This window comes from Flavonifractor sp. An52, from assembly GCF_002159385.1.
GTDB classification, from domain to species: Bacteria; Bacillota; Clostridia; order Oscillospirales; family Oscillospiraceae; genus Flavonifractor; species Flavonifractor avicola.
Genome location: NZ_NFIB01000033.1, coordinates 1 through 26,914, shown reverse-complemented (window position 1 = coordinate 26,914; position 26,914 = coordinate 1). Strand labels below are relative to the sequence as shown.

Genomic DNA, 26,914 nt, shown 5'->3' with positions numbered 1-26,914 from the left:
CTACTACCATTTGCTTGAATTCCGGTGTGTAGCGCTTGTTTGCTTTCCCTTTTGGCATAATAAAACACCCCACTTGTTATCCAGTATATCATACTGTCTAACAAATGGGGTGCAGTTCACGTATGCGGCGGGGCGGGATTTCGTTTATCTCCGATAAGTACGGGTGATCCCGGCCAGCTTTCCAGATACCGTTGGATTAAGGGCATCGGCGCGCACCCGCCAGGACCAGTTCTGATCCCCCAGAGTGCCGGGGGCGTTGACCCGGGCGTCCCCACCCAGGCCCAGCAGGTCCTGGAAAGGAGCGATGGCCAGCCGGCACGGAGACATCCAGGCCCCGCACACAGCACCCCAGCCGAAGCCCTCATCCTCCCGCAGCCGCAGGTAGTCGAAGGCATACTGCCGCTCGTCCGGGTTAGCCTCGGTAAAGAGCCACTGGACAAAGGTGGGAGTGTCGTGGGTGCCGGTATACATCACCGCGTCCCGGGGGCAGTTGTGGGGCAGATAGGCGCTCTCCCCCACCGGGTCGAAGGCATAGACCAGCACCTTCATGCCAGGCAGGCCGCTCTGGGCGATGTAGGCCAGGGCGTCGGCGTCCAGGTCCCCCAGATCCTCAGCGATGAGGGCCAGGCCGGGTACGTTTTTCAGCACGTCCAACAAGTCGTTGCCCGGCCCCTTCTCCCAGTGGCCCTCCCGGGCATCCTTGGCTCCCACGGGGATGGACCAGTAAGTATGGAAGGCCCGGAAATGGTCGATACGTACCACGTCGTACAACCGGGCCATATGGGCGCCCCGGCGTTTCCACCAGGCAAAATCGGTCTTTTTGTGATAATCCCAGTCGTACAGAGGGTTGCCCCAATGCTGGCCCTTGTCAGAGAAGGCATCCGGCGGCACACCGGCCACGCCGGAGGGGCGCATATCCTTTTTCAGCTGGAAAAGTTCCGGATTGCCCCATACCTCGGCGCTGTCGGGAGAGACATAGATGGGCAGATCCCCGATGATGGAAACACCCTTGGAGTTGGCGTAGGTCTTAACCGCCTTCCACTGGCGGAAGAACAGATATTGCAGGAAAACCTGGAAGGCGCACTCCTCCGCCAGTTCCACCCGGTACTGCTCCATGGCCTTGGGTTGACGCAGTCGAACTTCGTCAGGCCAGTCAGCCAGTTCCTTGCCGCCGAAGTGCTCCCTCAGCGCCAAAAAGAGGGCGTAATCGGGCAGCCAGTCCCCCTCCTGTTCTTCAAATTCCTTGAGCTGAGCGGCATACTTTGCACGTCCCCGCTCAAACGCCTTCCGCAGCAGAGGCAGCCGCGTCTCGTGAAGCCAGGCATAATCCACCCGGTCCGGATTGTCCCGGCAGGCAGACCGCAGTTCATCCTGGGTCAGCAGTCCCTCCTCCGCCAGCTCATCCAGATCCAGAAACAGGGGGTTTCCGGCAAAGGACGAGGGGGACATATAGGGGGAATTACCCCCGCCCGGCGGTACCAGAGGCAGGATCTGCCAGAATTTCTGACCTCCAGCCGCCAAAAAGTCGATAAACTGCCGGGCCGGCTTGCCCAGCGTGCCGATGCCGTAAGGCCCCGGCAGGGAGAATACGGGAAGCAGGATCCCGCTGGCTCTTGCTTGCATAAACAGGCCTCCACTTCATTGATTACGGACGTTCCTATTATATTACATCCCCGAAAAAGCCGCAACCCTTGAAAGCCGCGGCTTTCAAGGGTTGCCCTCTGATCAGGTACCGGCCTCTATGGCCGTTTTAATGGTGTCCAGCACCTGGTCGGAATCCTCACACATAACCATCAGCACTGTGCCGTCCTCCAGGGTTTCCAGCCTGGCTTTTTCCGCGATAGCATACTGATCGGCCAGGTAGGTCTGGAAATTGCTCTTCTGTCGGTCAATAAAGGCCTGCAATCCATCCACCACCACGGCCTCCCGGCCCTCGGCGGGCAGAATGGCCGCAATGCCATAGGCCTTGACATTGACGGGAGAGATGGCAATGGCATAGGCCTGCATATCCTCCTCCGTCACACCAATCAGGCCAAAGATGGCGGGAGCCAGATCCGCCTCTTCCGAGGTTATGGCAGGCACCGCCTCGTTCATTTCCGCATCCCTGGCGTTTTCAATGGCGGATTGATAGAGCACGGTCCGTTCCTCCGCCGTCAGGTCTTTTTTCTCTTCCTGTTTGTCTCCGCAGCTCGCCATGACGAGCATCAGAAGCGCCAGAGGGATCATCAGTTGTTTTCGCATGGTTCTTTCTCCTTTTCTGCTTCCTGTCTGTGCAGGGTCAGACTTTTACCGGTCTGATCCACCACCAGGGTATCTCCCCGGCCAACCTTGCCGCCCAGCAGCAGTTCGGCTGCCGGGTCCTCTATTTGGGTACGGATGGCCCGGCGAAGGGGCCGTGCCCCATAGTCAGGGTCGAATCCCAGCCTGGCCAGCACCTCCAGTGCCCCGTCAGTCCAGGTGAGCGTCACCCCAAGGGCTTTGAGCCGCTCCCTCACCCGGGACAGCAGTCGGCAGGCAATGGCTTTGATTTCGCTGCGGCCCAGCTGGGTAAAGACGATGGTCTCGTCCAGACGGTTGAGAAATTCCGGTCGAAATACCTTTTTCAAATCCTCCAGCACCGCACTGCGCAATTCCTCCGGGGTGCGGGTCTCCCCGTCCCGGTGCTCGGCAGCGGAAAAGCCCAGTTTGCTGCCCTTTGCGGTAATCTTGGCCGCACCTACGTTGGAGGTAAGCACCACCACCGCGTTGCGGAAGTCGGCTTTGCGGCCCTGGGAGTCGGTGACCACACCGTCCTCCATGATCTGGAGCAGAATGCCCCACACGTCAGGGTGAGCCTTCTCGATCTCATCAAAGAGTACCACGCAGTAGGGCCGCCGCCGCACCTTCTCGGTGAGCTGTCCTCCCTCCTCATGGCCTACATAGCCCGGCGGGGAGCCGATGAGCCGGGAGATGGCGTGCTTTTCCATATACTCCGACATATCAAATCGAAACAGGGCTTCCTCGCTGCCAAAGAGGGCCCCCGCCAAGGCACGGCTCAGTTCCGTCTTACCCACGCCGGTGGGACCCAGGAACAGGAAGCAGCCAGTGGGCCGCTCCGGCTCCTTCAAGCCCACCCGGCCCCGGCGCACCGCCCGGGCCACCGCCTTGACGGCTTCCTCCTGTCCCACCACCCGGCGGTGGAGGTCCTCCTCCAGCTTGAGCAGGCGATCGCTCTCGGCCTGGGTCAGGGTGGTGACCGGGATGCCGGTCCACCCCGATACCACCGCCGCTACATCCTCGGCGGTCACGGCGCCGGTATTCTGGCCTGCCCGCCACAGGGCCTTCTGCTGGTCCAGCTCCCGGCGGAAATCCTCCTCCGCGTCCCGGAGCATGGCGGCCTTCTCAAAGTCCTGGCTGCGGATGGCCTCCTCCTTTTCCCCTCTGGCCCGGGCCACCTTGCTCTCCAGTTCCCGCAGATCGGGAGGGGCCGCCAGCCGGTCCAGCCGCACCCGGGCCGCCGCCTCATCCATGAGATCGATGGCCTTGTCAGGCAGGCGGCGATCCCCGATATACCGACTGGACAGGGCCACAGCAGCGGTGATCGCCCCATCGCTGATGGTGATGCGGTGGTGGGCCTCATACCGATCCCGCAGGCCAAAGAGGATGGCCTCCGCCGTCTTCTGATCAGGCTCTCCCACCAGTACCGGCTGAAACCGCCGCTCCAGGGCCGCATCTTTTTCAATATATTTGCGGTACTCCTCGGTGGTTGTGGCGCCGATAACCTGGATCTCTCCCCGGCCCAGAGCAGGCTTGATGATATTGGCCGCGTCGATGGCCCCCTCGGCGGAGCCTGCCCCTACAATATTATGGAGCTCGTCAATGAAGAGGATCACATCCCCCACCCGGCGCACCTCGGACATGACGTTCTTGACCCGTTCCTCAAACTCGCCCCGGTACTTGGTCCCCGCCACCATGGCGGACAGGTCCAGAGAGATGAGCCGCTTGCGCTGCAGCTCCTCCGGTACCTCTCCGGCCACCATCATTCGGGCCAGGCCTTCGGCCACCGCCGTCTTGCCCACGCCAGGTTCGCCGATGAGGGCAGGGTTGTTCTTCTGCCGCCGGGACAGGATCTGGATCACCCGCCGGATCTCCTTGTCCCGCCCCACCACCGGGTCCAGCTGACCGCCAGCCGCCAACCGGGTCAGGTCCCGTGCAAACTGCTCCAGCACCTTGGACTCGCCGGGATAATCCCGCTCGGTACGGGGCTTGCCGCTGCCCCGAAAGGAGGGAGGCGGCGGCGCCTCCCCTCCCATGGCGGCGGACAGGTCGCCCCGCAGACGGCGGGGCTCCACCCCAGCGGCGTCCAGCACCCGGACCGCCACACCGTCCCCCTCCCGTAGGATACCCAGCAGCAGGTGCTCCGTGCCCACATACTGGTGGCCCAGCCGCACCGCCTCGGTGAGGGAGAGTTCAATGATCTTCTTGCACCGGGGGGTCAGTCCCTGGGAGGGGGCAGCGCCCGGCGTACCCACCCCCACCAGCTGGGCCACGGTCTTTTTCAGCTTCTCCGGCTCCAGGCCGGCGGCCAAAAGCACCTTGGAGGCCACGCCACGGCCCTCCCCAGCCAGCCCCAGCAGCAGGTGCTCGCTGCCCACATAGCCATGGCCCAGCTCCGCCGCGCTCTCCTGAGCCAGCCGAAGCGCGGCCTGGGCCCGCTGGGTAAACCGGGTCTCATTCATGCCGGCGCTTCGCCATCCCTTCCTCCAGGGGAAGAGCCTGCGTTTTTTCTTGACGGGCTTCATACCTTGTGCCACGCCCCTTTTCCTTTGTTCTATGCGGATGGGCCCCGCTGCACGGAGCCCCGTTCAGCTCAGGGGTCAGATCCCCTGCCGCTTCCATGCGGAACCTCGATGTTCTGTCCATCGGATCGCTCCCTTCCGGCTGCGCATCGCAGTTATCATTTTTCCCGCCAGAAAAAAATATACCCATGGTACACACATTTTAGCATTGCAATTTTGAAAAGTTATGATACAATATCGTTAGCTTTGAAGTTTGGAGGTGTATCCAATGGCCTATGTCATCAGCGACGCTTGCGTGAGCTGTGGCGCTTGCGAGGGCGCTTGCCCCGTCGGTGCTATCGCTCAGGGCGATGACCACTACGTGATCGACGCCGGTTCCTGCATCGATTGCGGTACTTGTGCCGACACCTGCCCCACGGGTGCTATTTCCCAGGGCTAATTGACGCACTACGTAAGAAAACAGCGGCATACCACTGGTATGCCGCTGTTTTTACTTCCATACCAAATCCACATTGGGGCCGGTAAGGCCCTTTCCCGCAGAAAGAGAGGATATTATGCAGCTTAAGGGCAAAAGCCTGCTTCTGGTGGGCCTCACGCTGTTCTCCATGTTTTTCGGAGCAGGCAATCTGATCTTCCCGCCCGGCATTGCCGCCCAGGCCGGAACCGCCACTTGGCCCGCATTTCTGGGCCTGGCCATCAGCGCTGTTGGCCTGCCGGTGCTGGGCGTGGTGGCAGTGGCCCGCGCCGGTGGTCTGGATACCCTGTGCAGTCGGGTCCATCCTCTCTTTTCCAAGGTCTTTACCATCGCCGCCTATCTGGCTATCGGTCCCTGCCTGGCCATTCCCCGTACCGCCACCACCTCCTTTGAGATGGCGGTGCCCCCATTTGCCGGACCGGATGCTCCTCTGTCCCTCTTCCGGCTGATCTACTCTCTGGTGTTCTTTGCCGCCGCTCTGGTCATTGCCCTGCGGCCGGAAAAGCTCACCGACCGGCTGGGCAAGATCCTCTGCCCCATCCTGGTGCTCCTCATCGTGGTCACCTTTGCCGGCTGCCTGGTCAACCCCCTGTCCGGCTATGGAGCCGCCTCCGGCGACTATGTGACCCACCCGGTGGTCAAGGGCTTTCTGGAGGGCTACCAGACCATGGACACCATTGCCGCGCTGGCCTTTGGTATTGTGATCGCGGTGAATATCCAGGCCAGAGGAGTCAGGGAGGACAAAGCTGTGGTCAAGGGCACCATCCGCTCCGGCTTCATTGCCGGGGCCATGCTGCTGGTGGTCTATGCCATGCTGGCGCACATTGGCGCTCTGTCCGGCGGCGCAGTCCCCAACCCCACTGACGGCGCTGCCGCTCTCACCAATGTGGTAGGTCTGCTGTTCGGTCCTCTGGGTAACGCCCTGCTGGCCGCCATCTTCATCATCGCCTGCTTCAATGTGTGCGTCGGTCTGATCAGTTCCTGCGGCGAGTTCTTCCACAAGCTCTTCCCCCGTCTCAGCTACCGGGGCTGGGCAATTCTGTTCGCCGTGGTCAGCATGATGATCTCCAATGCCGGTCTGGCCCAGATCATTTCCGTTTCCGCCCCCGTGCTGGGGGTACTCTACCCCATGGCTATCGTGCTCATTGCCCTATCCTTCTTCCAGCGCTGGCTGGAAGGAGAGCGGCTGGTCTATCCGGTGGCCATTTTGTTTACCGGCGTGGCCAGCCTGCTCTATGCCCTCCAGGGCATTGGCCTCCCCCTCTCCTTCCTGAACTATGTGCCTCTGGCTTCCATGGGGCTGGGCTGGGTACTCCCCGCTGTTGTGGGCATCCTGCTTGGTTTGCTTCTGTCCCCTAAAAAGCAGTAGTCTTCCCCCAAACGGGATACCGCCAACGCGGTATCCCGTTGGTTTTTGCTTGCCTTTTCCCACGCATACGGGTATCATATTGTCTATTGAATCCCTATCCTGTTTGGTGATGCTTTTTGAGACGAGTTTTCCGCATTCTGCGGCGCACGATATTGATCCTTCTTCTGGTGGGAGCAATCCTTCTGCTGGGCTTTTTCTTCCTGCGCTGGCGCGGGCTGATCCTGTACTCCCACGAATCCAACCCGGACCAGTGGGAAGTATTCGGTGTGGACGTATCCTCCTATCAGGGGACGGTGGACTGGCACGTCCTGGCCAGCCAGGGGGTAGATTTTGCCTTTATCAAGGCTACGGAAGGTTCCCTCCTTCAGGACAAGCAGTTTGCCTCCAACTGGAAGGGCTCCCTGGAGGCCGGAGTCCGGCCCGGCGCCTACCACTTCCTCAGCTATGACAGCCCCGGGGAGACCCAGGCTGACAACTTTATTTCCATGGTCCCGGTCACCGATGGGGCATTGCCTCCGGTGGTGGATATTGAATTTTACGGCGAATACCTGGAGAATCCGCCGGAGAAAGCCCAGGTCCAGAGCATTCTGGACCCTCTGCTGGCACGGCTGGAGGAGCACTATGGAGTCAAGCCCATTCTCTATGTAACCTACCGCTCCTACTACAGCTATCTCACCGACGCCAAATATGCGGATTATCCGGTGTGGTGCTCCAGTCCCACGGTGTTCCCGCTGGTGCCCCGGTGGCACTTTTGGCAGTACTCCCACTCCGCAAAACTGGAGGGCTACACCGGCGCTCAGCCCCTTATTGATCTGAACGTATTCCGGGGCAGCCAAGCGGAGTTTGATGCCTTTGGCCTGGGATAAGAACTTCTAATTTCCCCCTCTTTTTGATATAATACCAGTATGCAAAACTGTAAGGAGGCCCCTATGGACCGTTTTGATACTCTGATTCAGGAACTGCGCCGCCGTGTCCCTCAGCTGGAACTGCGGGAGCAGGAGCCTATGTCGTCCTATACCACCTTCCGCATCGGCGGTCCCGCCCGGCTGATCGCCCTGCCCAGATGCCGGAAGGAGGCCATTGCCGCGGTCCAGGCGGCCAGAGAACTGGACATCTCCCCTTTCTTTCTGGGTAACGGCAGCAATCTGCTGGTGTCCGATCAGGGATATGACGGTTTTGTCTTGAAAACCGCTGGACTGGATGATGTGCAGGAGGTAAACCACCGTCTGCAGGCGGAGAGCGGTATTCCCCTGGCCCGGCTGGCCATGGCGGCCCTGGGCAGAGAACTGACCGGCCTGGAGTTTGCCCACGGCATCCCCGGCACCCTGGGAGGCGGCGTCACCATGAACGCCGGCGCCTACGGCGGCGAGCTGGTTCAGGTTCTGACCTCCGTCACCTTCCTCAACGAGGCTGGAGATGAGGTCACTCTGCCTGTGGAGGAGTGCGCTCTCACCTACCGGCACAGCCTGTTTACCGACCATCCGGAATGGCTCATTCTGGAGGCCGAGTTTGCCCTCACCCCCGGAGACCCCGCTGCAATCAAAGCCAAAATGGACGAGTTGGCCCAAAAGCGCCGTTCCAAACAGCCCCTGGACCTGCCCAGCGCGGGCAGCACCTTCAAACGCCCCGAGGGCCACTTTGCCGCCGCTCTCATTGAGCAGTGCGGCCTGAAAGGCGTGGGCGTAGGGGGCGCCCAGGTGTCGGAAAAGCACGCCGGCTTTGTCGTCAACCGCGGTGGGGCCACCGCCGACGATGTACGCCGGCTGATGGAGCTGATCCAGAACACCGTACTCCGCGAGACCGGCATTGCTTTGGAACCAGAAGTGAAGTTTTTGGGTTTTTGAGGTGAGTTCCTATGGATTTTATTATTATTTCCGGCCTGTCCGGCGCAGGCAAGAGTAAAACCGCCTCCTTCCTGGAGGATATCGGCTTTTATGTGGTCGACAATATGCCCGCCCCCCTGATCCCCAAATTTGCCGAGCTGTGTATGGCAAATCCCTCCCGGTATGACCGGGTAGCTCTGGTCACCGACATCCGGGGCGGTCAGACCTTTGACGGGCTGTTCTCCGCCCTGGACGCCCTCCAGGAGATGGGGTGCGAGTATAAGATCCTCTTTGTGGAGGCCAGCGTGGAGGCCATCATCAAGCGGTACAAGGAGACCCGGCGCAGCCACCCCCTGGCCAGCTCCGCCCACTCCCTGGACGAGGCCGTCAGGCTGGAGCGCACCGTCCTCTCCCCTGTCCGCCAGCGGGCGGAATACATCATCGACACCTCCGCTCTCTCCACCGCCAAGCTACGCGGGGAGGTGCTGCGCCTCTTCGGTCACGGTGGCGATACCCCCGAGATGAGCGTCAGCGTCATCTCCTTCGGCTTCAAGTACGGTATCCCCATCGAGGCCGATCTAGTGTTTGACGTACGCTTTCTGCCCAATCCCTATTACATTGCCGAGCTGCGTCACCAGACCGGACTGGACGACGGCGTGTACGACTTTGTGTTCGGCTATCGCCAGACCACCGAATTTATGAACTATCTGGAGAATCTCATTGGTTTCCTCCTCCCCCTCTATGTGGCGGAGGGTAAAGCCGCCCTGGTTATCGCCGTGGGCTGTACCGGCGGACAGCACCGCTCGGTCGCCATTACCCACGCGCTGGCCGAGTACATCAAGCAGAAGGGCTATCAGGCCACCGAAAATCACCGGGACATGACCCGGGCATAAAGGAGGAGCCGCCGTGTATCAGTCCTTTTATGAGCGCCGCTGGGCCCAGGGGCCCAAGGTCGTCGCCATCGGCGGCGGCACCGGTCTGTCCACCATGCTCCGCGGTCTGAAAAACCACACCAAGAATCTGACCGCCATCGTCACCGTTGCCGACGATGGCGGCAGCTCCGGTATGCTGCGGCAGGATCTGGGGATGCCCCCTCCGGGAGACATACGCCACTGCATGGAGGCTCTGGCCAATGCCGAGCCTTTGATGCAGCAGCTGCTCACCTACCGCTTCCCCCAGGGCTCCGGCAACCTGACCGGCCAGTCCTTCGGCAATCTGATCCTGGCCGCCCTCAACGGCATTTCCGGCTCCTTTGACGAGGCGGTATCCAAAATGAGCCAGGTTCTGGCCATCACCGGCCGGGTACTGCCTGTGACCAACGCCGACGTGGTATTGGAGGCCACCTTTGAGAATGGCACCAGAGTCCAGGGCGAATCCAAGATCAGCGACTTTAAAAAGGCCCAGGACTGCCGCATCCAGGGTGTGCGCCTGCTGCCCGAGCACCCCAAAGCCTTGCCCGAGGCCATCCGTGCCATCCAGGAGGCCGATTTGATCCTGCTGGGGCCCGGCTCCCTGTATACCAGCGTCATTCCCAATCTGCTGGTGGACGGCATTTCCGAGGCGGTATGCGCCTCCAAGGCCCTGAAGATCTATATCTGCAATATTATGACTCAGGACGGCGAGACCGAGGGCATGACCGCCTCCGACCATGTGAAGGCCCTGCTGCGCCACTCCGGTCCCTGCCTTATTGATATCTGTTTGTGCAATTCCGCCCCGGTACGTCCCGGCCTGCTGGAGCGGTATAAGGAGGAGGACGCCACTCCCATCGTCGTGGACAAAGAGGCCATTGAAGCCTTGGGGGTGGAGCTGGTCACCCGTCCTTTGGCCTCTGAAACCCTGGATTATGCCCGCCACTCCTTTGCCCGGCTGTCCGCCGCGGTGATGGATCTGTATCAGGAGCGGGCCTCCACCCGGATTCTGTAAGGAGGGCGTATCATGTCCTTTTCCACTCAGGTCAAGGCGGAGCTGTGCCGCGCCCCCCTCAACCGGAAGTGCTGCGCCCAGGCGGAGGCCTACGGGGTACTGCTCTACTGCTCCCTGTCCACCCCCACCGAGGTCCGCATCACCACCGAGTCGCCGGAGTTTGCCGACCGGCTGCCCCAACTGTTTCAAAAGGCTTTTCAGGTGCGCTTTGACCGCCTGCCCGCAGAGGGGGCGGGCAAGCGCATCTTTTCCATCACCGCTCCGGACAAGCTGTCCGCCCTCTGGTCCGTTTTTGGACATGATCCGGCGGAGGCGCTGGTTCACCACATCAATTACGCTGTTCTGGAGGAAGATCACTGCCGTACCGCCTTTCTGCGGGGCGCCTTTCTGGCGGGCGGCTCGGTGACCGACCCGGCCAAGCGCTATCATCTGGAACTGGCCACCTCCCATCTGTCGGTGAGCCGGGAGCTCCACGCCCTGCTGCTGGAGATGGGTTTCTCCCCCAAAGAAAGCCGCCGCAAGGCCAACGCCATCACCTACTTCAAGCAGAGCAACGCCATTGAGGATTTTCTTACCGCCATGGGGTCCCCCTTGGCGGCCATGGATCTGATGAACGCCAAGGCGGAGAAAGACCTGCGGGGCAGCATCAACCGCCGGGTCAACTGCGACGCCGCTAACCTGGACAAGGCGGTGGATGCCGCCCAGGGCCAGATCGAGGCCATCTATAAGCTGGAGGAGCGGGGTATGCTGGAAAATCTGCCGGACAAGCTTAAGGAGGCAGTGGACCTGCGGATGGCCCATCCGGAGCTCACCCTGTCCCAGCTGGCCGAGCTGTGCGATCCGCCGGTTAGCAAATCTGCATTCAATCACCGTCTGCGCAAACTGGTAGAACTGGCCAACCGATAGTCATTGGTTCCGCTGCACAGAAAGGAGCGAAGGCTATGGCACGCTTTGTCACTTCTCTGTCTCAGGAGCAGTTGTACCGCCTGCTGATGTCCCTGAACTGGACTATATTGCCTGACGGCAGTCGTCTGGATGTAAAGATGTGCAACTGGAAGGCCAAGATAACCCTTACCAAAAAAGACGCTGAGGGCAAAGAGAACTTCGTCAAATGGAAAGGCCGTATCCTGTCCAGAAAGGATGGCAGCGCCATTATGCGTGGCTATTTCGGCCTCTCCCTGTTTCATTGCTTCTTATTTGCCATTCCTTTATCCCTAATACTCCTCTTGCTGCTGTTATACCTGCCCGGTGGCGGTGGCTCTGGCCAGCGGCACTTCTCATTATTTGAATTATTCTTTCTCCCCCTATACGGAGATTTCTGGGGAACTATGATCCCTATGCTGGGCTGCTATTTTGCCAGCTTCCTGATTCTGCTCAGTTCCAATGTCAACATGAAGGAGCAGGCCAACCGCAAGATCCTGCGGGACTATCTGACCCAAACGCTCTGTCAGCATACGACAATCCCCCGCTGAACGCCGCTACCATCTCAAGGAGGTATCCCTATGTCCTTTGTCCACCTGCACGTCCATACCGAGTTTTCCCTGCTGGACGGCGCCTGCCGCATCCCCCTGCTGGTCAAGCGGGTGAAGGAGCTGGGACAGCCCGCCGTGGCCATCACCGACCACGGGGTCATGTACGGCGTGGTGGACTTCTACAAGGCCTGCAAGGCGGAGGGAATCAAGCCCATCATCGGCTGTGAGGTCTATGTGGCTCCTCGTGGCCGCACTGACCGGGTCCACGAGCTGGATGCTTCCATGTACCATCTGATCCTCCTCTGCCGCAACGAGGAGGGCTACCGCAACCTGTGCTATCTGGACTCCTGTGCCTTCACTGAGGGCTTTTACATCCGTCCCCGCATCGACAAGGAGCTGCTTCGCCAGCATTGCGGCGGACTTATCGCCCTGTCGGCCTGCCAGTCCGGCGAGGTGCCCCGGCGCATCCTGGCGGGGGACTACGAGGGCGCTAAGGCCATTGCCCTGGAAATGCGGGAGCTCTTTGGGGAGGACGGCTACTACCTGGAACTTCAGGACCACAACCTGCCCAATGACCCCGCCATCAACCAGGGGCTCATCCGCATCCACCAGGAGACCGGCATCCCCCTGGTGGTGACCAATGACGCCCACTACCTCCGCCGGGAGGACGCCCAGATGCAGGATACCCTCATGTGCATCCAGATGGGCAAGACGGTGGACGACCCCAACCGCCTGAAAATGGAGACCAGCGAGCTCTATGTGAAATCCACTGAGGAGATGGCCGCCCTCTTCCCCGACTACCCGGAGGCAGTGGAAAACACCCTGAAGATCGCCGACCTATGCAACATGGACTTCCAGTTCGGCACCTATCACCTGCCGGAATTCAAGCTGCCCCAGGGCTACACCGATGGGGACGCCTATTTTGAGAAGCTGTGCCGGGAGGGGTACGCCCGCCGCTATCCTGACAATCCCGAGGGGTACCAGGACCGTCTGGCCTACGAGATGGGCGTCATTCGCCAGATGGGCTTTGTGGACTACTTCCTGATTGTGTCCGACTTTATTGGGTATGCTAAAAGCCAGGGCATCCCGGTGGGCCCCGGCCGTGGTTCGGCGGCAGGCTCCATGGTGGCCTACTGCATGAACATCACCGATGTGGACCCCATGAAGTACTCCCTCTACTTTGAGCGATTCCTTAACCCCGAGCGTGTCACCATGCCCGATATCGATATCGACTTCTGCATCCGCCGGCGGCAGGAAGTCATTGAGTACGTCCAGCGCAAGTACGGCGAGGACCACGTGGCTCAGATCGTCACCTTCGGTACCATGGCCGCCCGAGGGGCCATCCGGGACGTGGGCCGGGCCCTGAACATTCCCTACGCTGACGTGGATGCGGTGGCCAAACAGGTACCCAGCGGCCCCGGCGCCCTCCACATCACCCTGGACCAGGCCCTCCAGCTGTCCAAGCCCCTGAAGGACCTCTACGACGGAGATAGGCGGGTAAAGGAGCTCATTGACACCGCCAAGGCCATTGAGGGAATGCCCCGCCACGCCTCCACCCACGCCGCCGGCGTGGTTATCACTCGCCGCCCGGTGATGGACTATGTGCCCCTGGCCAAAAACGACGAGTCGGTGGTCACCCAGTACGTCATGACCACCCTGGAGGAGCTTGGCCTCCTGAAAATGGATTTCCTGGGCCTGCGGAACCTGACCATCCTGGACGACACGGTGAAGCTGGTGGCCCAGAAGCGTCCCGGCTTCTCTCTGGCCGACATCCCTGATAACGACCCTGAGGTATTCCAGATGCTGTCCGACGGCAAGACCTCCGGCGTGTTCCAGATGGAGTCGGCGGGCATGACCGGGGTGTGCGTGGGCCTGAAACCCCACAACATCGAGGACATCACCGCTATCATCGCCCTCTACCGTCCCGGCCCTATGGACTCCATTCCCCGGTTCATCGCCTGCAAGCACAACCCGGACAAGGTGAAGTACAAGCACCCCGCCCTGGAGCCCATCCTGTCGGTGACCTACGGCTGCATCGTGTATCAGGAGCAGGTCATTGAGATCTTCCGCCGTCTGGCGGGCTACACCATGGGCCAGGCTGACATGGTGCGCCGGGCCATCTCCAAAAAGAAGAAGGCCCAGATTGAGAAGGAGCGGCACACCTTTGTCCACGGCGACCCCGAGCGGAACATTGCCGGTTGTATGGCAAACGGCATCCCCCAGCAGACCGCCGAGGACATCTATGACGAGATCGAGGCCTTTGCCCAGTACGCCTTCAACAAGGCCCACGCGGTGAGCTACGCCATTGTGGCCTACCACACCGCCTGGTTCAAGTGCCACTATACCAAGGAATACATGGCCGCCCTCCTCACCTCGGTGCTGGACTCCAGCGAAAAGGTGGCGGAGTACATCGCCGAATGCAAGGACTGCGGCATTCCTCTCCTCCCCCCGGACATCAACGAGTCCGGGGCCGACTTCACCGTATCCGGCGACCACATCCGCTTCGGCCTGGTGGCCGTCAAGGGCGTGGGCCGGGGCTTTATCAATGACGTACTGACAGAACGAAAGAAGGGGGCGTTCACCTCCTTCCCCGACTTCTGTCAGCGGATGTTCGACTCTGACCTGAACAAGCGGGTGCTGGAGAGTCTCATCAAGTGCGGCGCTTTTGACAGTATGGGAATCTTCCGCTCCCAGCTGCTGGACGCCTATGAGTCTCTGGTGGACTCCATCGCTCAGAACAAGCGCAAAAATCTGGAGGGACAGTTTGACCTCTTCGGCGGCGGCGGGGACGAGCCCCAGTCCGCCCCCCAGCTCAACCTGAAAAACATCCCCGAGTTCTCCCGCCGGGAACTGATGACCATGGAGAAGGAGACCACCGGCCTGTACCTGTCCGGCCACCCCATGGATGAGTACCGGGACCTGGTGAAAAAGCGGAAGGCGGCCTCCATCGGCGCCATTCTCTCCGACTTCGCTCAGGAGGGCGGGCCCACCACCTTCCGGGACGAGCAGCGGGTGACCATTGCCGGTGTGGTGTCTGCTTCCCGTACCCGCACCACCCGCAACAACACTCTGATGGCCTATGTCACCCTGGAGGACGACACCGGCTCCATGGAGATGCTGGTCTTTGCCCGCGCCTTGGGCGAGTGCGGCCCCTATCTGAAGGAAAATGTGCCGCTGCTGGCCGAGGGTCGCATCTCCGTCCGGGATGAAAAGGCCCCCCAGCTCATGTGTGACCGGGTACAGCCTTTGGACCACCTGCGGGACGGTTACGAGGAGCCGGACCAGCCCACTTTGAAGATCAAAAAGCTATACATCCGTATCCCCAGCCTGGAGGACTCCCGCTGGCGCCGGATCAAACTGGTGCTCACCATGTTCCCCGGCACGGAGCAGCTGGTGATCCGCTGTGCCGATACCGGCAAGCTGCTGTCCACCCCCTGCGTGATCCATCCAGCCCTCGTCGAAGAACTGAAGGAGCTGCTGGGCGGAGAAAATGTGGTCGTGAAGTAACCATCATGCGGCAAGGAGTAACCCCGTGAACATCAAAAAGCTATCTTCCTTTCTCTTTCAGCGCTCGGTGATCGTGGCTGTGCTCATCATTTTGCAGGCCACCGTGCTTCTGGTGCCCATGATATGGGCCTGGAGTTACTATGTCTACGTATACTGGGCCTGTGTGGTACTCTCTCTGCTGGCTGTACTGGTCATTGTCCGCAGGCAGACCGATCCGGGGTATAAGATCGCCTGGATCATCCCCATCCTGCTCTTCCCCATGTTTGGCTGGCTGGTCTATCTGCTGTGCGGCGGCAACAAGCTGTCTGCCCGGATGCGCCGGAAGATGCAGGGTATGGACCGTACCATGCTGGAGCAGCTGGAGGGGGACTACAAGGCTCAGAAGCTGGCGGTGCTGGGCCGTGACGCGGTAAATCAGGCCCGCTATCTGGAGCAATATGCCCGCTGCCCGGTGTATACCAATACCTGGACACGGTACTTCCCGCTGGGAGACGACGCCTTCCCCGCCATGCTGGAGGAATTGAAAAAGGCCAAACATTATATCTTTTTGGAGTATTTCATCCTGGCCCCCGGTGTGTTCTGGGACTCCATCGTGGAAGTTTTGAAGGAAAAGCACGCTGCCGGCGTGGACGTACGGGTGATCTATGACGACGTGGGTTCCCTTGGCACCCTGCCCGCCAATTACGCCGAAAAATTTGAGCAGGAGACCGGTATCCCCTGCTGCTTCTTCAACCGGTTCAAGCCGGTCATTTCCATCCGCATGAACAACCGGGACCACCGGAAGCTGTGCATCATCGACGGACACACTGCTTTCACCGGCGGCATCAACCTGGCCGACGAGTATATCAACCAGAAACCCCGCTTCGGTCACTGGAAGGACAGCGCCATCCTGGTAAAAGGAGAAGCAGCCTGGAGCATGACGGTGATGTTCCTCACCATGTGGGAATATATCCGGGAGATCAAGGTGGACTATGCTGCCCTGCGGCCCACCGCCCTGCCTCCCGAGGCTGTTCTGGGAAAAGATTGCTTTGTACAGCCCTACGCCGACAATCCCCTGGACAACGAGCCGGTGGGTGAGACAGTATATCTGAACCTGATCTCCAAGGCCAAGCGGTACGTCTATATTATGACTCCCTACCTCATCGTCAGCGACAGCGTCAATACCGCCCTGTGCAATGCCGCCAAATCCGGAGTGGATGTACGCATCATCACCCCCCATATCCCGGACAAAAAGCTGGTATTTGAGCTGACCCGATCCCATTACCAGCCTCTGCTGGAGGCTGGAGTACAGATCTTTGAGTACACCCCCGGCTTTGTCCACGCCAAAAATCTGGTGTCCGACGACGTGTGCGGAGTTGTAGGTACCATCAACATGGACTATCGCAGTATGTTCCTCCACTTTGAGGACGCGGTGCTCCTCTACCAAGACCCCACAGTCCTGGACATCAAGGCCGACTTTCTGGCCACCCAGCTGGCCAGCCAAAAAGTCACCCTGGAGCAGTGCCTGGAGCGGTCCTGGCCCCGGCGGCTGTTCCGATCCATCCTGCGTGTGCTGGCTCCCCTGGTATAAACGAACACAGCCCCCGCGGCATCTTGCCGCGGGGGCTGTGCTTATACCTGCTCCACCACGCCCACAAAAAGGACGGCATCCCCGTCCCGGATCACGAACAGGAAGGGCCGGTCCAGATCCATGACGCAGATGGCGGGGTCCTCCACGATGGCCTCCTCGGCGTCGGCAGCCAGCAGGGTGACGGCGGCGGCCTCCACCCCCTCCTCGTCCACCTTCACCCGGGCGATCTGTCTGGCCTCTTCCAGCCACACCGGAGTGAGGTCGACGAGGGGGGTGAAGTCGGCGGTCCCCCTGTACAGCACGTCGGTGATCCCCATACCTGTCAGGGCAGGAATCAAATCCAGATCGGAACTGACATCGAACTTGGGCACCGACCACTGGACCTCGCCGTAGATCTTACTCTCAGAATCGGTGAGTTCCGTCAAAAAATCCGGGTCGGCCAGCAATTCGGCGGGGGTGACCCCCTCGTCAGGGAGGACAAAGGTCATCGTGCCGCCGGTGGTGCCCAGGCTGGCCGCCTGATAGCCGTTCTGGCGGAGGAAGCCGGCAGTCTGGGTCTTGTGCATGAAGTCCACCGTCGTCTCGCTGCCGTCCGCAGCGGTGAACCCATCCTCCGCCGTGAGGCTGGGATCAAACTCGTCACTCCACCGGGCCTGGAAGTACAGGGTGGAGGCCAGCACCGCCAGAGTCTCGGCCCTGGTGGTCAACACCTTGCCGTCGGAGCCGATGAGCCCCTTTGTCTGCTCCGATACCCACTCCGTGATGGCTCTGTCCGCCTCGTCGGTACCCATGGGGACCCGGAAGGAGCCGGCATAATAGTACTCCGCCAGCCGCTCCAGGGTGTCCTGGTGGAAGTCTAACTTCTCGCTGAGCCAGATGGAGGTGCCCAGCAGCGTGGCGGCGGTGCCGTCATCCAGGTAGAGGGTGTGCCACAGGATGTCGGCCCACTCCCGCAGCTGATTCACATCGGAAGCCCCTAAAGCATCCAGTATCTGCTGCTGAGTTTCTCCGTCCGTAGTCTCGCTCAGCATGGCCAGAGCAAACCACAGGGATACGGGAGAATAGACCCGGTTGCCCTCCCCTGCCAGAGCCAGAGCAGCGCTGGTGCCGGTATAGTCTGCCAGGGCAGCAGTCAGCTCAGGGGTGTCACGCAGGCTGGCGGTCTCGTCCTGGTAGGCCTCCCAGGCGTCCAGATAGACATCCAGGTCTGCATTGAATTGCTCCCACTCCGCGTCGCTGCCCCCCAGGGGTTCAGCTGGGTGCTTGGGCAGATCAGGGTACTCCGGCAAGGCAATGGCATAGGCGCTGCCTGTCAATGGCCCGCCGCCGGTCTCGCCGTCCGTGCCGGGGATACCGGTGATAAGCAGAGCTACGGCTGCCACAGCCGCCACTCCCGCCGGCACCAGTGCTTTCAGCGGCCTTCTTTTTCTCTTGGAAGCCTCCCCCCTCACCGCCCGCTCCACAGCGGAATGGGTAGGATGGAGGGTATCATTGGCCCGTTTATATTCATTCATCATGGTCACTTGTCTCCTTTCAGCGCTTGAGACAGCCGGTCCCGCCCCCGGGACAGCCAGCTTTTCACTGTGCCCGTCTTGGCTCCGGTGAGGGCAGCAATCTCCTCCACCGAATACCCCTCATAGTAATGCAGGTGAATGGCAGTCCGGTACTTTTTTGGCAGGGACAGCACTGCTTCATAGACCGTGCGATCCGCCGGTTCCATGGCCTTTGTCACCGCCTCCTCCAGGGGCAGGTGGGTCCGCCAGCGGGCGGACAGCAGGGTGTTGGTACAGTTGAGGGTACAGCGAATCAGCCAGGCCTTCCGGTGCTCATCGCTGTCCAGCTCCTCCTCATGGCGGAAGAAGCGGGCAAACACCTCCTGGAACACATCCTCGCTGTCCTGGATATGGCGAGTGCGGGCCAGGGCCAGCCGCCACACCATATCTCCCCAGCGCTCCACCTGAGCTCTGGCTTTCCGTTCGTCCGTCATGCTCTTTCCCCTCCCTTACGGGCATCCGGAGGCCGCCGATTCCTCCTGCGCTCATGCCCGTAAGCACAGGCCCCGCCGGTCCTCTGGTATCCATAATACCACAGCACCCATCCAATGGTTGCATCTACCAGATATTTTCCTTTCCAACATCTTAAAGATTGATAAATTTTCACGCTCCCCCTTTACAGCACAAGCATTTTCGGCTACAATGGGAAACAGATTGAACTAGGAGGTGCGACAGGTATGGAGACCGATTACACTCGCAAATTCAGCATCCGTTATGAAAAAGATCCTGAGATCAAAGAGGTGCTGACCTCCGTATACAACTCCCTTCAGGAGAAGGGATATAACCCCATCAATCAGATCGTGGGGTACATCCTCTCGGAGGACCCGACTTATATCACCAATTATAACAACGCCCGGGCCCTCATCCGTAAGCTGGACCGGGACGAGTTGTTGCAGGAGCTGGTCAAGCAGTATCTCAGGGATTGATGTTTGATTGCGAGAAAAAGATGTCTGCGCTATGCGCAGACATCTTTTTTTCTGTTTGTGTTGCTGCTGCAACATACCACAGGGCACAGCTCTGGTATGCTTGGCTCACACAAACACAAGGAGGCGTTCCATATGAAACGCAAGATCATAAAAATTGACGAGGCCCTGTGTAACGGCTGCGGCCTGTGCGCCGCCGCCTGCCACGAGGGCGCCATCGAGATGGTAAATGGTAAGGCCAAACTGACCCGGGAGGACTACTGTGACGGGCTGGGCGATTGTCTGCCCGCCTGCCCCACCGGAGCCATCACGTTTGAAGAGCGGGAAGCTCCTGCCTACGACCACGCTGCCGTGCTGGCTGCCAAGGCAGCCAAGGAGAAAGCAGCCGCTCCCCTGCCCTGCGGCTGCCCGGGCAGCATGAGCCGGGCCATCCATCGTGATGAAGCCTCCCCTTCCCCCTGCGCCGGGCAGGTACCCAGCCAGCTGCGTCAGTGGCCGGTACAGATCAAGCTGGCACCCATCAATGCCCCTTACTTCGACGGCTGTCATCTGCTCATTGCCGCCGACTGCACGGCCTACGCCTACGGTAACTTCCATCAGGATTTCATCAAGGGCAGGGTAACGCTCATTGGCTGTCCCAAGCTGGATGAGGGCGATTATACTGAGAAACTGACTGCCATCCTGGCGGGCAACGACGTAAAGAGTGTCACCGTAGTCCGCATGACGGTACCCTGCTGCGGCGGTATCCAGCGGGCAGTTCAGAACGCCGTGGCCGCCAGCGGAAAGAATATTCCCCTGCGGGTTGCCATCGTAGCCCCCGACGGCTCCATACAGTAACTATCAAAATACCCCCGAATCGCTGAAAACAGCGGTCCGGGGGTATTTGATTTCAGCCAACCAGATAAGGGGCAAGCCACTGGAAGCAGCCCACCAGAATACAGGCCAGAACCAGCATGAAGAGGGCCCATTTCAGAACCGCAGACAGCACTTTGCTGTCCTGACCCACCAGGCCAACCGCCGCCACAGCGGTGGCAATACACTGGGGAGAGAGGATTTTTCCGATACCGGCACCCACAGAGTTTGCTGCCGCCAGCCAGTAGGGCGAAGCGCCGATGGCTGTGGCCGCTTCCGACTGAAGCCGGCCCAGCAATACCTCCGTGTTGGTACCGCTGCCGGTAACAAAGGCACCAATGGCAGCAATGATGGGGGAAACAAAGGGATAGAACACACCAGTAATGGAGACAAACAGCCCTGCCATGTCAGAGATCATACCGGAATAGGTCATGATCTTGGCCACCGCCAATACCGCCATAATGGTAACAATGGTGCGGCTCATCTGCTTCAGGGTGGCCAGGAAGGTCTCCCACATCAACCGTGCCCCTGCCTTCTGCACCACGCCGCCGATGATGGCCGCCACAAAGATGACCACACCGGGGGTGTTGACCCAACTGAAGGAGGTCAGCCCCGCCGTCTCAGCGGTGCTGATCTTGAAGGACGAGGCAAACTGAGACAGGAAGCTGTTGACCGGCGGCACCAGCTTGGAGGTAAGCAGCAGCAGCACAAAGATCAGCAGGAAGGGCAAAAAGGCCACCACCGGGGACATCGTCCCCCGCTCCCCCGTCTGGGCGGGCTGCCCACTGGACATCTGATATTCCGCGGGCACCGGCTTACCTTTCCGCAGCCGGGCCATGGCCAGCGTGCAGGCCAGGGACACCACGCTGCCCACCACTACCGTGAGCTCCGGCCCCAGGAAGTAGGACACCGCCAGCTCAGGCACCACAAAGGACAGACCGGCCACCAGGGTGATACCCACCACCCCTTTCAGGGCCTTGACGCCACCGCCGCCGGCAATCACCATCAGGAAGGGCATCAGGATCATGAAGGGAGCCATTTCCACCACGGTGGTAAAGGCCAGCGGGATGGCATCCAGCCCGGTCACACTGACCAGCGTGGTGGTGGGAATACCCACCGAGCCAAAGGCCGTGGGGAAGGCGTTGGCCAGCATACACACCAGGCAGGACAGCACCGGGTCCATACCCATACCTGCCAGCATACCGGCGGGAATGGCCACGGCGGTACCAAAGCCCGCCATTCCCTCCAGAAATCCGCCGAAGCACCAGCCGATCAGCAGGATGATGACCCGCCGGTCCCCCGACACATTGGACAGCATCCGCTTGATCACATCCATAGCGCCGGTGCGCAAAGACAGATTGTAAGTAAAAATGGCGGCGATGATCACCAGAATGATGGGCCACAGGGCCGCGGCAAAGCCCTCCAGGGCGGAGGTCAGGCAATCCACCGGCGGCATCTTCCACAGGGTCAGGGCCAGCACCGCCGTGAGCAGCAGCGCGATGAGACAGGCGCGATGGCCCGGCATTTTCAGAACAGCCAGCGCAATTATCAGCCAGACAATAGGCAGCAGCGTAAGGATCGACATCAACAACGGCATTGAAAACGGGACCTCCTTTGTCTCCTGCCGCCGCCGGACACAGGGCGGCGGCCCACTTTTTATTGGTTCTACCAATCAAAATACAAAAACCGAAATTCGCCCTTCTCTCCCTCCTTAATTTTTCCATACTTTTCCGCAGTAAATGATATTTCGATAAACTGACTGGTCTTATTATAAATTCGTACCAGCAAATTGTCCACTCCCTTTCTTTATTTCAGCTCAAAATTGGCGCTTTGCATAAATTCAAACCCATTTTTTCGGAATATGTGAGAAAATGAAAACTGGGGATTGCATTTTTCAAAAATTGTGGTAAAGTGTTGTCGTCAACAAGGTGGTCGTACCACTCGATTCTTAATTCCGATCTGCAAGGAGGTATTTTGAATGGCACTCACCATTCCCTTTGGATCTTCCGGCATGACGCTGCACGCGGATCTGTCCGGGGCTGAGGTACTCACTTCCCACATTGGAGAACTGACTGCCTCCGACACAGAGGACGGACTGGTCCTGGCCGCCATGGCCAAGCCCATTGACTCCAAGCCACTGCATGAGCTGGCCGCCGGCAAGAAAACCTGCACCATCATCATCAGCGACCACACCCGGCCGGTACCCAGCAAGCACATTCTCCCCCATATGCTGGCTGAGCTGCGTCAGGGCAACCCAGACATCCAGGTCACTCTGCTGGTAGCCACCGGCTTCCACCGCCCCACCACCAAGGAGGAGTTGGTTGGCAAGCTGGGGCAGGACATCGTGGACCATGAGACCATCGTGATTCACGACAGCCGGGACGCCGCCTCCAACGTGAAGATCGGTGTGCTCCCCTCCGGCGCCGACTGCGTCATTGACCGGCTGGCAGTGGAGACCGACCTGCTGGTGGCCGAGGGCTTCATTGAGCCTCACTTCTTCGCCGGCTTCTCCGGCGGCCGCAAGAGCGTGCTGCCCGGCGTGTGCGATCAGGTCACCGTTCTGGGCAACCACTGCTCCAAGTTTATTGCCTCCCCCTGCGCCCGCACCGGCGTGCTGGACGGCAACCCCCTCCACGCCGATATGCTGGCGGCGGCCAGTATGGCCAAGCTGGCTTACATCGTAAACGTCATCATTGACGAGGACAAGAAGGTAGTGGCCGCCTTTGCCGGCGACCCGGAGACCGCCCACCGCAAGGGCTGTGACTTCCTGCTGGGTTACTGCCAGGTCAAGCCGGAGCGCCGGGGCGATATCGTCATCTCCAGCAACGGCGGCTACCCCCTGGATCAGAACATCTACCAGAGCGTCAAGGGTCTCACCGCGGCGGAAGCTGCCGCGGCCGAGGGCGGCGTGCTCATTATGGTCAGCTCCTGCATGGACGGGGCCGGCGGGGACAGTTTCTATCATGCCCTGCGTGACGCCTCCTCCCCCCAGGCCCTGACCGATGAGATCCTGGCCACGCCGCAGGATCAGACCAAGCCGGATCAGTGGGAGTTTCAGATCCTGGCCCGGGTGCTGTGCAAGCATCGCGTAATCTATGTCACCGTACCTGAGCAGCGCCATACCATCGAGGATATGAAGATGGAATGGGCCCCCGACGTGGACACCGCTTTGGAGCGGGCCCGTCAGGCCAAGGGTGCCGACGCCCATCTGGTGGTCATTCCCAATGGTATTTCCGTCATGGTGCGGGAGTAAGTCCCGTTTCCCATTCGTTAATACATTTTGCCTGAACTATGTATGGAGGAGGTTCTACTTATGGCAACGTACAATCCCGTCACGCCTGAAATCATCGCTCAGCTGGAGCAGGTGGTACCCGGCCGCGTCGTGGTAGGTGGCGACGTCAATCCCGACTATGCCCGGGATGAGATGCCCATCTACGGCGTGAAGATGCCCGAAGTATCCATCGACGTGCTCACCACCGAAGAGGTGGCCGGCATCGTCAAGATCTGCTACGACAACAACATCCCCGTCACCACCCGGGGCGCGGGCACCGGCCTGGTGGGCGGCTGCACCCCCGTGTGCGGCGGCGTGGTACTCTGCACCATGCGGATGAACAAGATCCTGAGCTATGACCTGGAAAACTTCGCCGTCACTGTCCAGCCCGGCGTGCTGCTGCAGCAGCTGGCCGACGATGCTCTCACCCACGGCTGCCTCTATCCCCCCGATCCCGGCGAGAAGATGGCTACCCTGGGCGGCAACGTGGCCACCAATGCCGGCGGTATGCGGGCTGTCAAGTACGGCGCCACCCGTGACTATGTGCGGGCCATGACCGTGGTCCTCCCCACCGGTGAGATCACCCACTTCGGCAGCACCGTGTCCAAGACCAGCTCCGGTTACAGCCTGACCAACCTGATGGTGGGCTCCGAGGGCACCCTGGGCATCATCACCGAGCTGACCCTGAAGCTCATCCCCGCCCCCAAGGCCACCGTCAGCCTCATCGTCCCCTACGAGGATCTGGACGCCTGCATCTCCACTGTGCCCAAGATCTTTATGAATCACTTCAAGCCCCAGGCTGTGGAGTTCTTTGAGAAGGAGATCCTGGTCTCCTCCGAGGAGTATCTGGGCAAGCAGGCCTTCCCCCACACCTTTGACGGCGTGGATGTGGGCGCCTATCTGCTGCTCACCTTCGACGGCGACTCCATGGACGAGCTGGATCCCATTGTGGAGAGCGCTGCCGAGATGCTGGTGGAGGAGGGTGCGCTGGACGTGCTCATTGCCGACACCCCGGGCAAGCTGAAGGACGCCTGGGCCGCCCGTTCCTCTTTCCTGGAGGGCATCGAGGAGCAGACCAAGCTGCTGGACGAGTGCGACGTGGTGGTTCCCGTCAATCAGATCGCCAACTACGTGGCCTTTGTCAACGAGGCCAAGAGCAATTACGACTTCGAGGTCAAGTACTTCGGTCATGCCGGCGACGGCAACCTGCACATCTATGAGTGCTCCAACACCATGGACGAGGCCGAGTTCCGCAAGCAGGTGGATCAGTTCCTCAGCGCCATCTATCAGAAGGCTGTGGAGCTAGGCGGACAGATCTCCGGCGAGCACGGCATCGGTTATGGCAAGGTCAAATACCTGGCCGAGGCTGTTGGCCCGGTGAATATGGCGCTGATGCAGGGCATCAAGAAGGTCTTTGACCCCAAGATGATCCTCAATCCCGGCAAGGTGTGTTGCACTCTGTGATCGTTCGGAAAGGAGTTTCGTTATGAATATTCTGGTATGCATCAAGCAGGTCCCGGACACGACGGAGATCAAGATCGATCCCGTCACCAACACCCTGGTCCGGGACGGCGTTCCCAGCATCATCAATCCCTTTGACGGCTACGCCCTGGAAGCCGCCGCCCGCATCAAGGACAAGGACCCCGACACCCACATCGTGGTGCTGTCCATGGGTCCCAAGCAGGCCGAGGCCGCTCTGCGTGAGGCTCTGGCCATCGCCGCCGACAAGGCTTATCTGGTCACCGACCGTATGTTCGGCGGTTCCGACACCCTGGCCACCAGCTACATCCTCTATAATGCCATTTCCAAGGTGGAGGAGCTGGAGGGCGTCAAGTTCGACGCTATCTTCTGCGGCAAGCAGGCCATCGACGGCGACACCGCTCAGGTGGGTCCCGAGCTGGCTGAGCTGCTGAACTACCCCCAGGTGACCTACGCGCTGGAGGCCACCAATGCCGACGGTACTCTGCACATCCTGAAGGAGGGCGAGGACGGCAACTATCTGATCGGTGTCAAGACCCCCTGCCTGATCACCTTCACCAAGCCCTCCTTTGACCCCCGCTTCCCCACCATCAAGCGGAAGATGGCCGCCCGCAAGGCCGTCATTGAGAACCTGACCTCCGCCGAGCTGACCAGCATTGATCCCGCCCGGGCCGGTCTGAAGGGCTCCCCCACCAAGGTGAAGAAGACCTTCGTGCCCCCCCGCAAGGAGGCCGGCATGGTGATCAAGGAAGAGACCGGCGAAGAGTCCGCTCAGAAGCTGTTCGCGCTGCTGAGCGAGGCCCATGTGATTTAAGGGAGGCGCACAACATGGAAGCGAAAACCAAGGACCTTTGGGTATTTGTAGAAACCAAGGAGGATGGCTCCGCCAAGAATGTGGGTATCGAGCTGCTGGGCCCCGGCCGTGAGCTGGCCGACAAGCAGGGCGGCAAGCTGGTGGCTGTGGTCATCGGCTGCGGCGTGAAGGCCGCAGTGGACGAGGCCGCCTGCTATGGCGCGGATCAGGTCCTCTACATCGACGGCGAAGAGTTCCGTCAGTATTCCACTGACGCCTATGTGGCCGCTCTGGATCACCTGGTGGAGACCTATGGTCCCACTACTATGCTCATCGGCGCCACTCCCAATGGCCGTGACATGGGCCCCCGCCTGTCCAGCCGCCTGCAGACCGGCCTGACCGCCGACTGCACCGGCCTGGCTATCGACGAAGAGACCGGCTGTGTGGCCTGGACCCGTCCCGCCTTCGGCGGCAACCTGATGGCCACCATCCTGTGTACCGATCACCGGCCCCAGCTGGGCACCGTCCGCCCCGGCGTGTTCAAGAAGCCTGAGGCCGGCGAGGCCAAGGCCGAGGTGGTGAAGGTGGACTTCTCCTTCCCCGCCGAGTCCATCCGCACCGAGATCCTGGAGGTCATCAAGGAGACCGCCGGCGAACTGGTTGACCTGGAGGGTGCCGACATCATCGTCGCCGGCGGCCGCGGCGTGGGCAGCGCCGAGGGCTTTGAGCCCGTCCGCCAGCTGGCTGAGGCCCTGGGCGCCACCGTGGGCGCCTCCCGCGCCGCTGTGGATGCCGGCTGGATCTCTCACTCCCATCAGGTTGGCCAGACCGGCAAGACCGTGGGACCCAAGCTGTACATCGCCTGCGGCATCTCTGGCGCCATCCAGCATCTGGCTGGTATGAGCTCCTCCGATGTGATCGTGGCCATCAATAAGGACCCCGACGCCCCCATTTTCGGTGTTGCCGACTACGGCATCGTGGGCAACCTCTTCGAGGTGCTGCCCGCCCTGACCGCCGAGATCAAGAAGATGAAAGGCTAAGTATTGTCAGACCCGTTGGGCCGCGGCCGGAACGGCCGGCAAGACCGGCAGGGGCGTCCCCCCGCCCCTGCCGGTCTTGCCGGCCG

22 protein-coding genes are annotated in these 26,914 nt (G+C 60.6%); 16 read left to right on the top strand and 6 right to left on the bottom strand.

What is annotated here, in order from left to right; translation table 11 throughout:
* Positions 1–144: 144 nt before the first annotated feature.
* The 3 genes from malQ to B5G06_RS11775 form a co-directional block, all read right to left on the bottom strand.
* Positions 145–1,623: a 4-alpha-glucanotransferase gene (malQ, locus tag B5G06_RS11785; protein WP_087189257.1), complete on the bottom strand. Its 1,479-nt coding sequence runs from the start codon at positions 1,621–1,623 to the stop codon at positions 145–147.
* A 102-nt stretch (positions 1,624–1,725) separates the two neighbouring features.
* Positions 1,726–2,241: a DUF4358 domain-containing protein gene (locus B5G06_RS11780; RefSeq protein ID WP_087189256.1), complete on the bottom strand. Its 516-nt coding sequence runs from the start codon at positions 2,239–2,241 to the stop codon at positions 1,726–1,728.
* Positions 2,226–4,718: an ATP-dependent Clp protease ATP-binding subunit gene (locus B5G06_RS11775; protein ID WP_087189255.1), complete on the bottom strand. Its 2,493-nt coding sequence runs from the start codon at positions 4,716–4,718 to the stop codon at positions 2,226–2,228. Before B5G06_RS11775 ends, B5G06_RS11780 begins: the two co-directional genes overlap by 16 nt.
* A gap of 328 nt (positions 4,719–5,046) precedes the next feature.
* Here B5G06_RS11775 and B5G06_RS11770 point away from each other — a divergent pair, with 328 nt between their 5' ends.
* From B5G06_RS11770 to cls, 10 genes are all read left to right on the top strand, one after another.
* Entirely contained in the window at positions 5,047–5,217 is a 171-nt protein-coding gene (locus B5G06_RS11770) for a DUF362 domain-containing protein (RefSeq protein WP_087189254.1), read from the top strand.
* A gap of 115 nt (positions 5,218–5,332) precedes the next feature.
* Positions 5,333–6,622, top strand: coding sequence for a branched-chain amino acid transport system II carrier protein (gene brnQ, locus B5G06_RS11765; protein WP_087189253.1), 1,290 nt, complete (start codon positions 5,333–5,335; stop codon positions 6,620–6,622).
* 116 nt (positions 6,623–6,738) lie between these two features.
* On the top strand, positions 6,739–7,488 hold the full coding sequence (locus tag B5G06_RS11760) for a glycoside hydrolase family 25 protein (protein ID WP_087189252.1): 750 nt from the start codon (positions 6,739–6,741) through the stop codon (positions 7,486–7,488).
* A 63-nt stretch (positions 7,489–7,551) separates the two neighbouring features.
* Positions 7,552–8,466 (top strand): UDP-N-acetylmuramate dehydrogenase, encoded by a 915-nt coding sequence (gene murB / locus B5G06_RS11755; RefSeq protein ID WP_087189251.1) that lies wholly within the window; start codon positions 7,552–7,554, stop codon positions 8,464–8,466.
* 11 nt (positions 8,467–8,477) lie between these two features.
* Positions 8,478–9,338 carry an RNase adapter RapZ gene (gene rapZ / locus B5G06_RS11750; RefSeq protein WP_087189250.1) on the top strand — a complete coding sequence of 287 codons (861 nt, stop codon included), beginning with the start codon at positions 8,478–8,480 and terminating at the stop codon, positions 9,336–9,338.
* A 13-nt stretch (positions 9,339–9,351) separates the two neighbouring features.
* Entirely contained in the window at positions 9,352–10,368 is a 1,017-nt protein-coding gene (locus B5G06_RS11745; protein WP_087189249.1) for a gluconeogenesis factor YvcK family protein, read from the top strand.
* 12 nt (positions 10,369–10,380) lie between these two features.
* Positions 10,381–11,274 carry a DNA-binding protein WhiA gene (gene whiA / locus B5G06_RS11740; protein ID WP_087189248.1) on the top strand — a complete coding sequence of 298 codons (894 nt, stop codon included), beginning with the start codon at positions 10,381–10,383 and terminating at the stop codon, positions 11,272–11,274.
* Between the two features lie 71 nt (positions 11,275–11,345).
* On the top strand, positions 11,346–11,840 hold the full coding sequence (locus B5G06_RS11735; RefSeq protein ID WP_143382744.1) for a hypothetical protein: 495 nt from the start codon (positions 11,346–11,348) through the stop codon (positions 11,838–11,840).
* Positions 11,841–11,870: 30 nt separating this feature from the next.
* Entirely contained in the window at positions 11,871–15,347 is a 3,477-nt protein-coding gene (locus B5G06_RS11730) for a DNA polymerase III subunit alpha (protein WP_087189246.1), read from the top strand.
* 25 nt (positions 15,348–15,372) lie between these two features.
* The gene (cls, locus tag B5G06_RS11725; protein ID WP_242955477.1) at positions 15,373–16,917 is read left to right on the top strand and encodes a cardiolipin synthase; all 1,545 of its coding nucleotides are present in this window, start codon (positions 15,373–15,375) and stop codon (positions 16,915–16,917) included.
* 41 nt (positions 16,918–16,958) lie between these two features.
* Here cls and B5G06_RS11720 read toward each other — a convergent pair whose 3' ends face one another.
* Positions 16,959–18,434: a serpin family protein gene (locus B5G06_RS11720; RefSeq protein ID WP_087189245.1), complete on the bottom strand. Its 1,476-nt coding sequence runs from the start codon at positions 18,432–18,434 to the stop codon at positions 16,959–16,961.
* Positions 18,435–18,436: 2 nt separating this feature from the next.
* On the bottom strand, positions 18,437–18,904 hold the full coding sequence (locus B5G06_RS11715; RefSeq protein ID WP_087189244.1) for an RNA polymerase sigma factor: 468 nt from the start codon (positions 18,902–18,904) through the stop codon (positions 18,437–18,439).
* Between the two features lie 243 nt (positions 18,905–19,147).
* Between B5G06_RS11715 and B5G06_RS11710 the strand changes: the two genes are divergently transcribed.
* Positions 19,148–19,396 (top strand): IreB family regulatory phosphoprotein, encoded by a 249-nt coding sequence (locus B5G06_RS11710; protein WP_087189243.1) that lies wholly within the window; start codon positions 19,148–19,150, stop codon positions 19,394–19,396.
* A 132-nt stretch (positions 19,397–19,528) separates the two neighbouring features.
* Entirely contained in the window at positions 19,529–20,230 is a 702-nt protein-coding gene (locus tag B5G06_RS11705; protein WP_087189242.1) for an ATP-binding protein, read from the top strand.
* 52 nt (positions 20,231–20,282) lie between these two features.
* On the opposite strand, the gene B5G06_RS11700 is transcribed toward B5G06_RS11705, so the two are convergent.
* Entirely contained in the window at positions 20,283–21,842 is a 1,560-nt protein-coding gene (locus B5G06_RS11700; RefSeq protein WP_087189241.1) for an L-lactate permease, read from the bottom strand.
* 381 nt (positions 21,843–22,223) lie between these two features.
* Here B5G06_RS11700 and larA point away from each other — a divergent pair, with 381 nt between their 5' ends.
* From larA to B5G06_RS11680, 4 genes are read left to right on the top strand one after another with little or no spacing between them, the layout of a single operon-like run.
* The gene (gene larA / locus B5G06_RS11695; protein WP_087189240.1) at positions 22,224–23,498 is read left to right on the top strand and encodes a nickel-dependent lactate racemase; all 1,275 of its coding nucleotides are present in this window, start codon (positions 22,224–22,226) and stop codon (positions 23,496–23,498) included.
* Positions 23,499–23,558: 60 nt separating this feature from the next.
* Positions 23,559–24,980: an FAD-binding oxidoreductase gene (locus B5G06_RS11690; RefSeq protein ID WP_087189239.1), complete on the top strand. Its 1,422-nt coding sequence runs from the start codon at positions 23,559–23,561 to the stop codon at positions 24,978–24,980.
* Between the two features lie 22 nt (positions 24,981–25,002).
* Positions 25,003–25,809, top strand: coding sequence for an electron transfer flavoprotein subunit beta/FixA family protein (locus B5G06_RS11685; RefSeq protein ID WP_087189238.1), 807 nt, complete (start codon positions 25,003–25,005; stop codon positions 25,807–25,809).
* A 14-nt stretch (positions 25,810–25,823) separates the two neighbouring features.
* On the top strand, positions 25,824–26,828 hold the full coding sequence (locus B5G06_RS11680; RefSeq protein ID WP_087189237.1) for an electron transfer flavoprotein subunit alpha/FixB family protein: 1,005 nt from the start codon (positions 25,824–25,826) through the stop codon (positions 26,826–26,828).
* The last annotated feature ends 86 nt before the right edge of the window (positions 26,829–26,914 follow it).

Bases quoted from the DNA above. Each gene is read 5' to 3' on its own strand.
- malQ (WP_087189257.1), bottom strand. From the start codon at position 1,623: ATGCAAGCAAGAGCCAGCGGGATCCTGCTTCCCGTATTCTCCCTGCCG.
- B5G06_RS11780 (WP_087189256.1), bottom strand. From the start codon at position 2,241: ATGCGAAAACAACTGATGATCCCTCTGGCGCTTCTGATGCTCGTCATG.
- B5G06_RS11775 (WP_087189255.1), bottom strand. From the start codon at position 4,718: ATGAATGAGACCCGGTTTACCCAGCGGGCCCAGGCCGCGCTTCGGCTG.
- B5G06_RS11770 (WP_087189254.1), top strand. From the start codon at position 5,047: ATGGCCTATGTCATCAGCGACGCTTGCGTGAGCTGTGGCGCTTGCGAG.
- brnQ (WP_087189253.1), top strand. From the start codon at position 5,333: ATGCAGCTTAAGGGCAAAAGCCTGCTTCTGGTGGGCCTCACGCTGTTC.
- murB (WP_087189251.1), top strand. From the start codon at position 7,552: ATGGACCGTTTTGATACTCTGATTCAGGAACTGCGCCGCCGTGTCCCT.
- rapZ (WP_087189250.1), top strand. From the start codon at position 8,478: ATGGATTTTATTATTATTTCCGGCCTGTCCGGCGCAGGCAAGAGTAAA.
- whiA (WP_087189248.1), top strand. From the start codon at position 10,381: ATGTCCTTTTCCACTCAGGTCAAGGCGGAGCTGTGCCGCGCCCCCCTC.
- B5G06_RS11730 (WP_087189246.1), top strand. From the start codon at position 11,871: ATGTCCTTTGTCCACCTGCACGTCCATACCGAGTTTTCCCTGCTGGAC.
- B5G06_RS11720 (WP_087189245.1), bottom strand. From the start codon at position 18,434: ATGATGAATGAATATAAACGGGCCAATGATACCCTCCATCCTACCCAT.
- B5G06_RS11715 (WP_087189244.1), bottom strand. From the start codon at position 18,904: ATGACGGACGAACGGAAAGCCAGAGCTCAGGTGGAGCGCTGGGGAGAT.
- B5G06_RS11710 (WP_087189243.1), top strand. From the start codon at position 19,148: ATGGAGACCGATTACACTCGCAAATTCAGCATCCGTTATGAAAAAGAT.
- B5G06_RS11705 (WP_087189242.1), top strand. From the start codon at position 19,529: ATGAAACGCAAGATCATAAAAATTGACGAGGCCCTGTGTAACGGCTGC.
- B5G06_RS11700 (WP_087189241.1), bottom strand. From the start codon at position 21,842: ATGCCGTTGTTGATGTCGATCCTTACGCTGCTGCCTATTGTCTGGCTG.
- larA (WP_087189240.1), top strand. From the start codon at position 22,224: ATGGCACTCACCATTCCCTTTGGATCTTCCGGCATGACGCTGCACGCG.
- B5G06_RS11690 (WP_087189239.1), top strand. From the start codon at position 23,559: ATGGCAACGTACAATCCCGTCACGCCTGAAATCATCGCTCAGCTGGAG.
- B5G06_RS11685 (WP_087189238.1), top strand. From the start codon at position 25,003: ATGAATATTCTGGTATGCATCAAGCAGGTCCCGGACACGACGGAGATC.
- B5G06_RS11680 (WP_087189237.1), top strand. From the start codon at position 25,824: ATGGAAGCGAAAACCAAGGACCTTTGGGTATTTGTAGAAACCAAGGAG.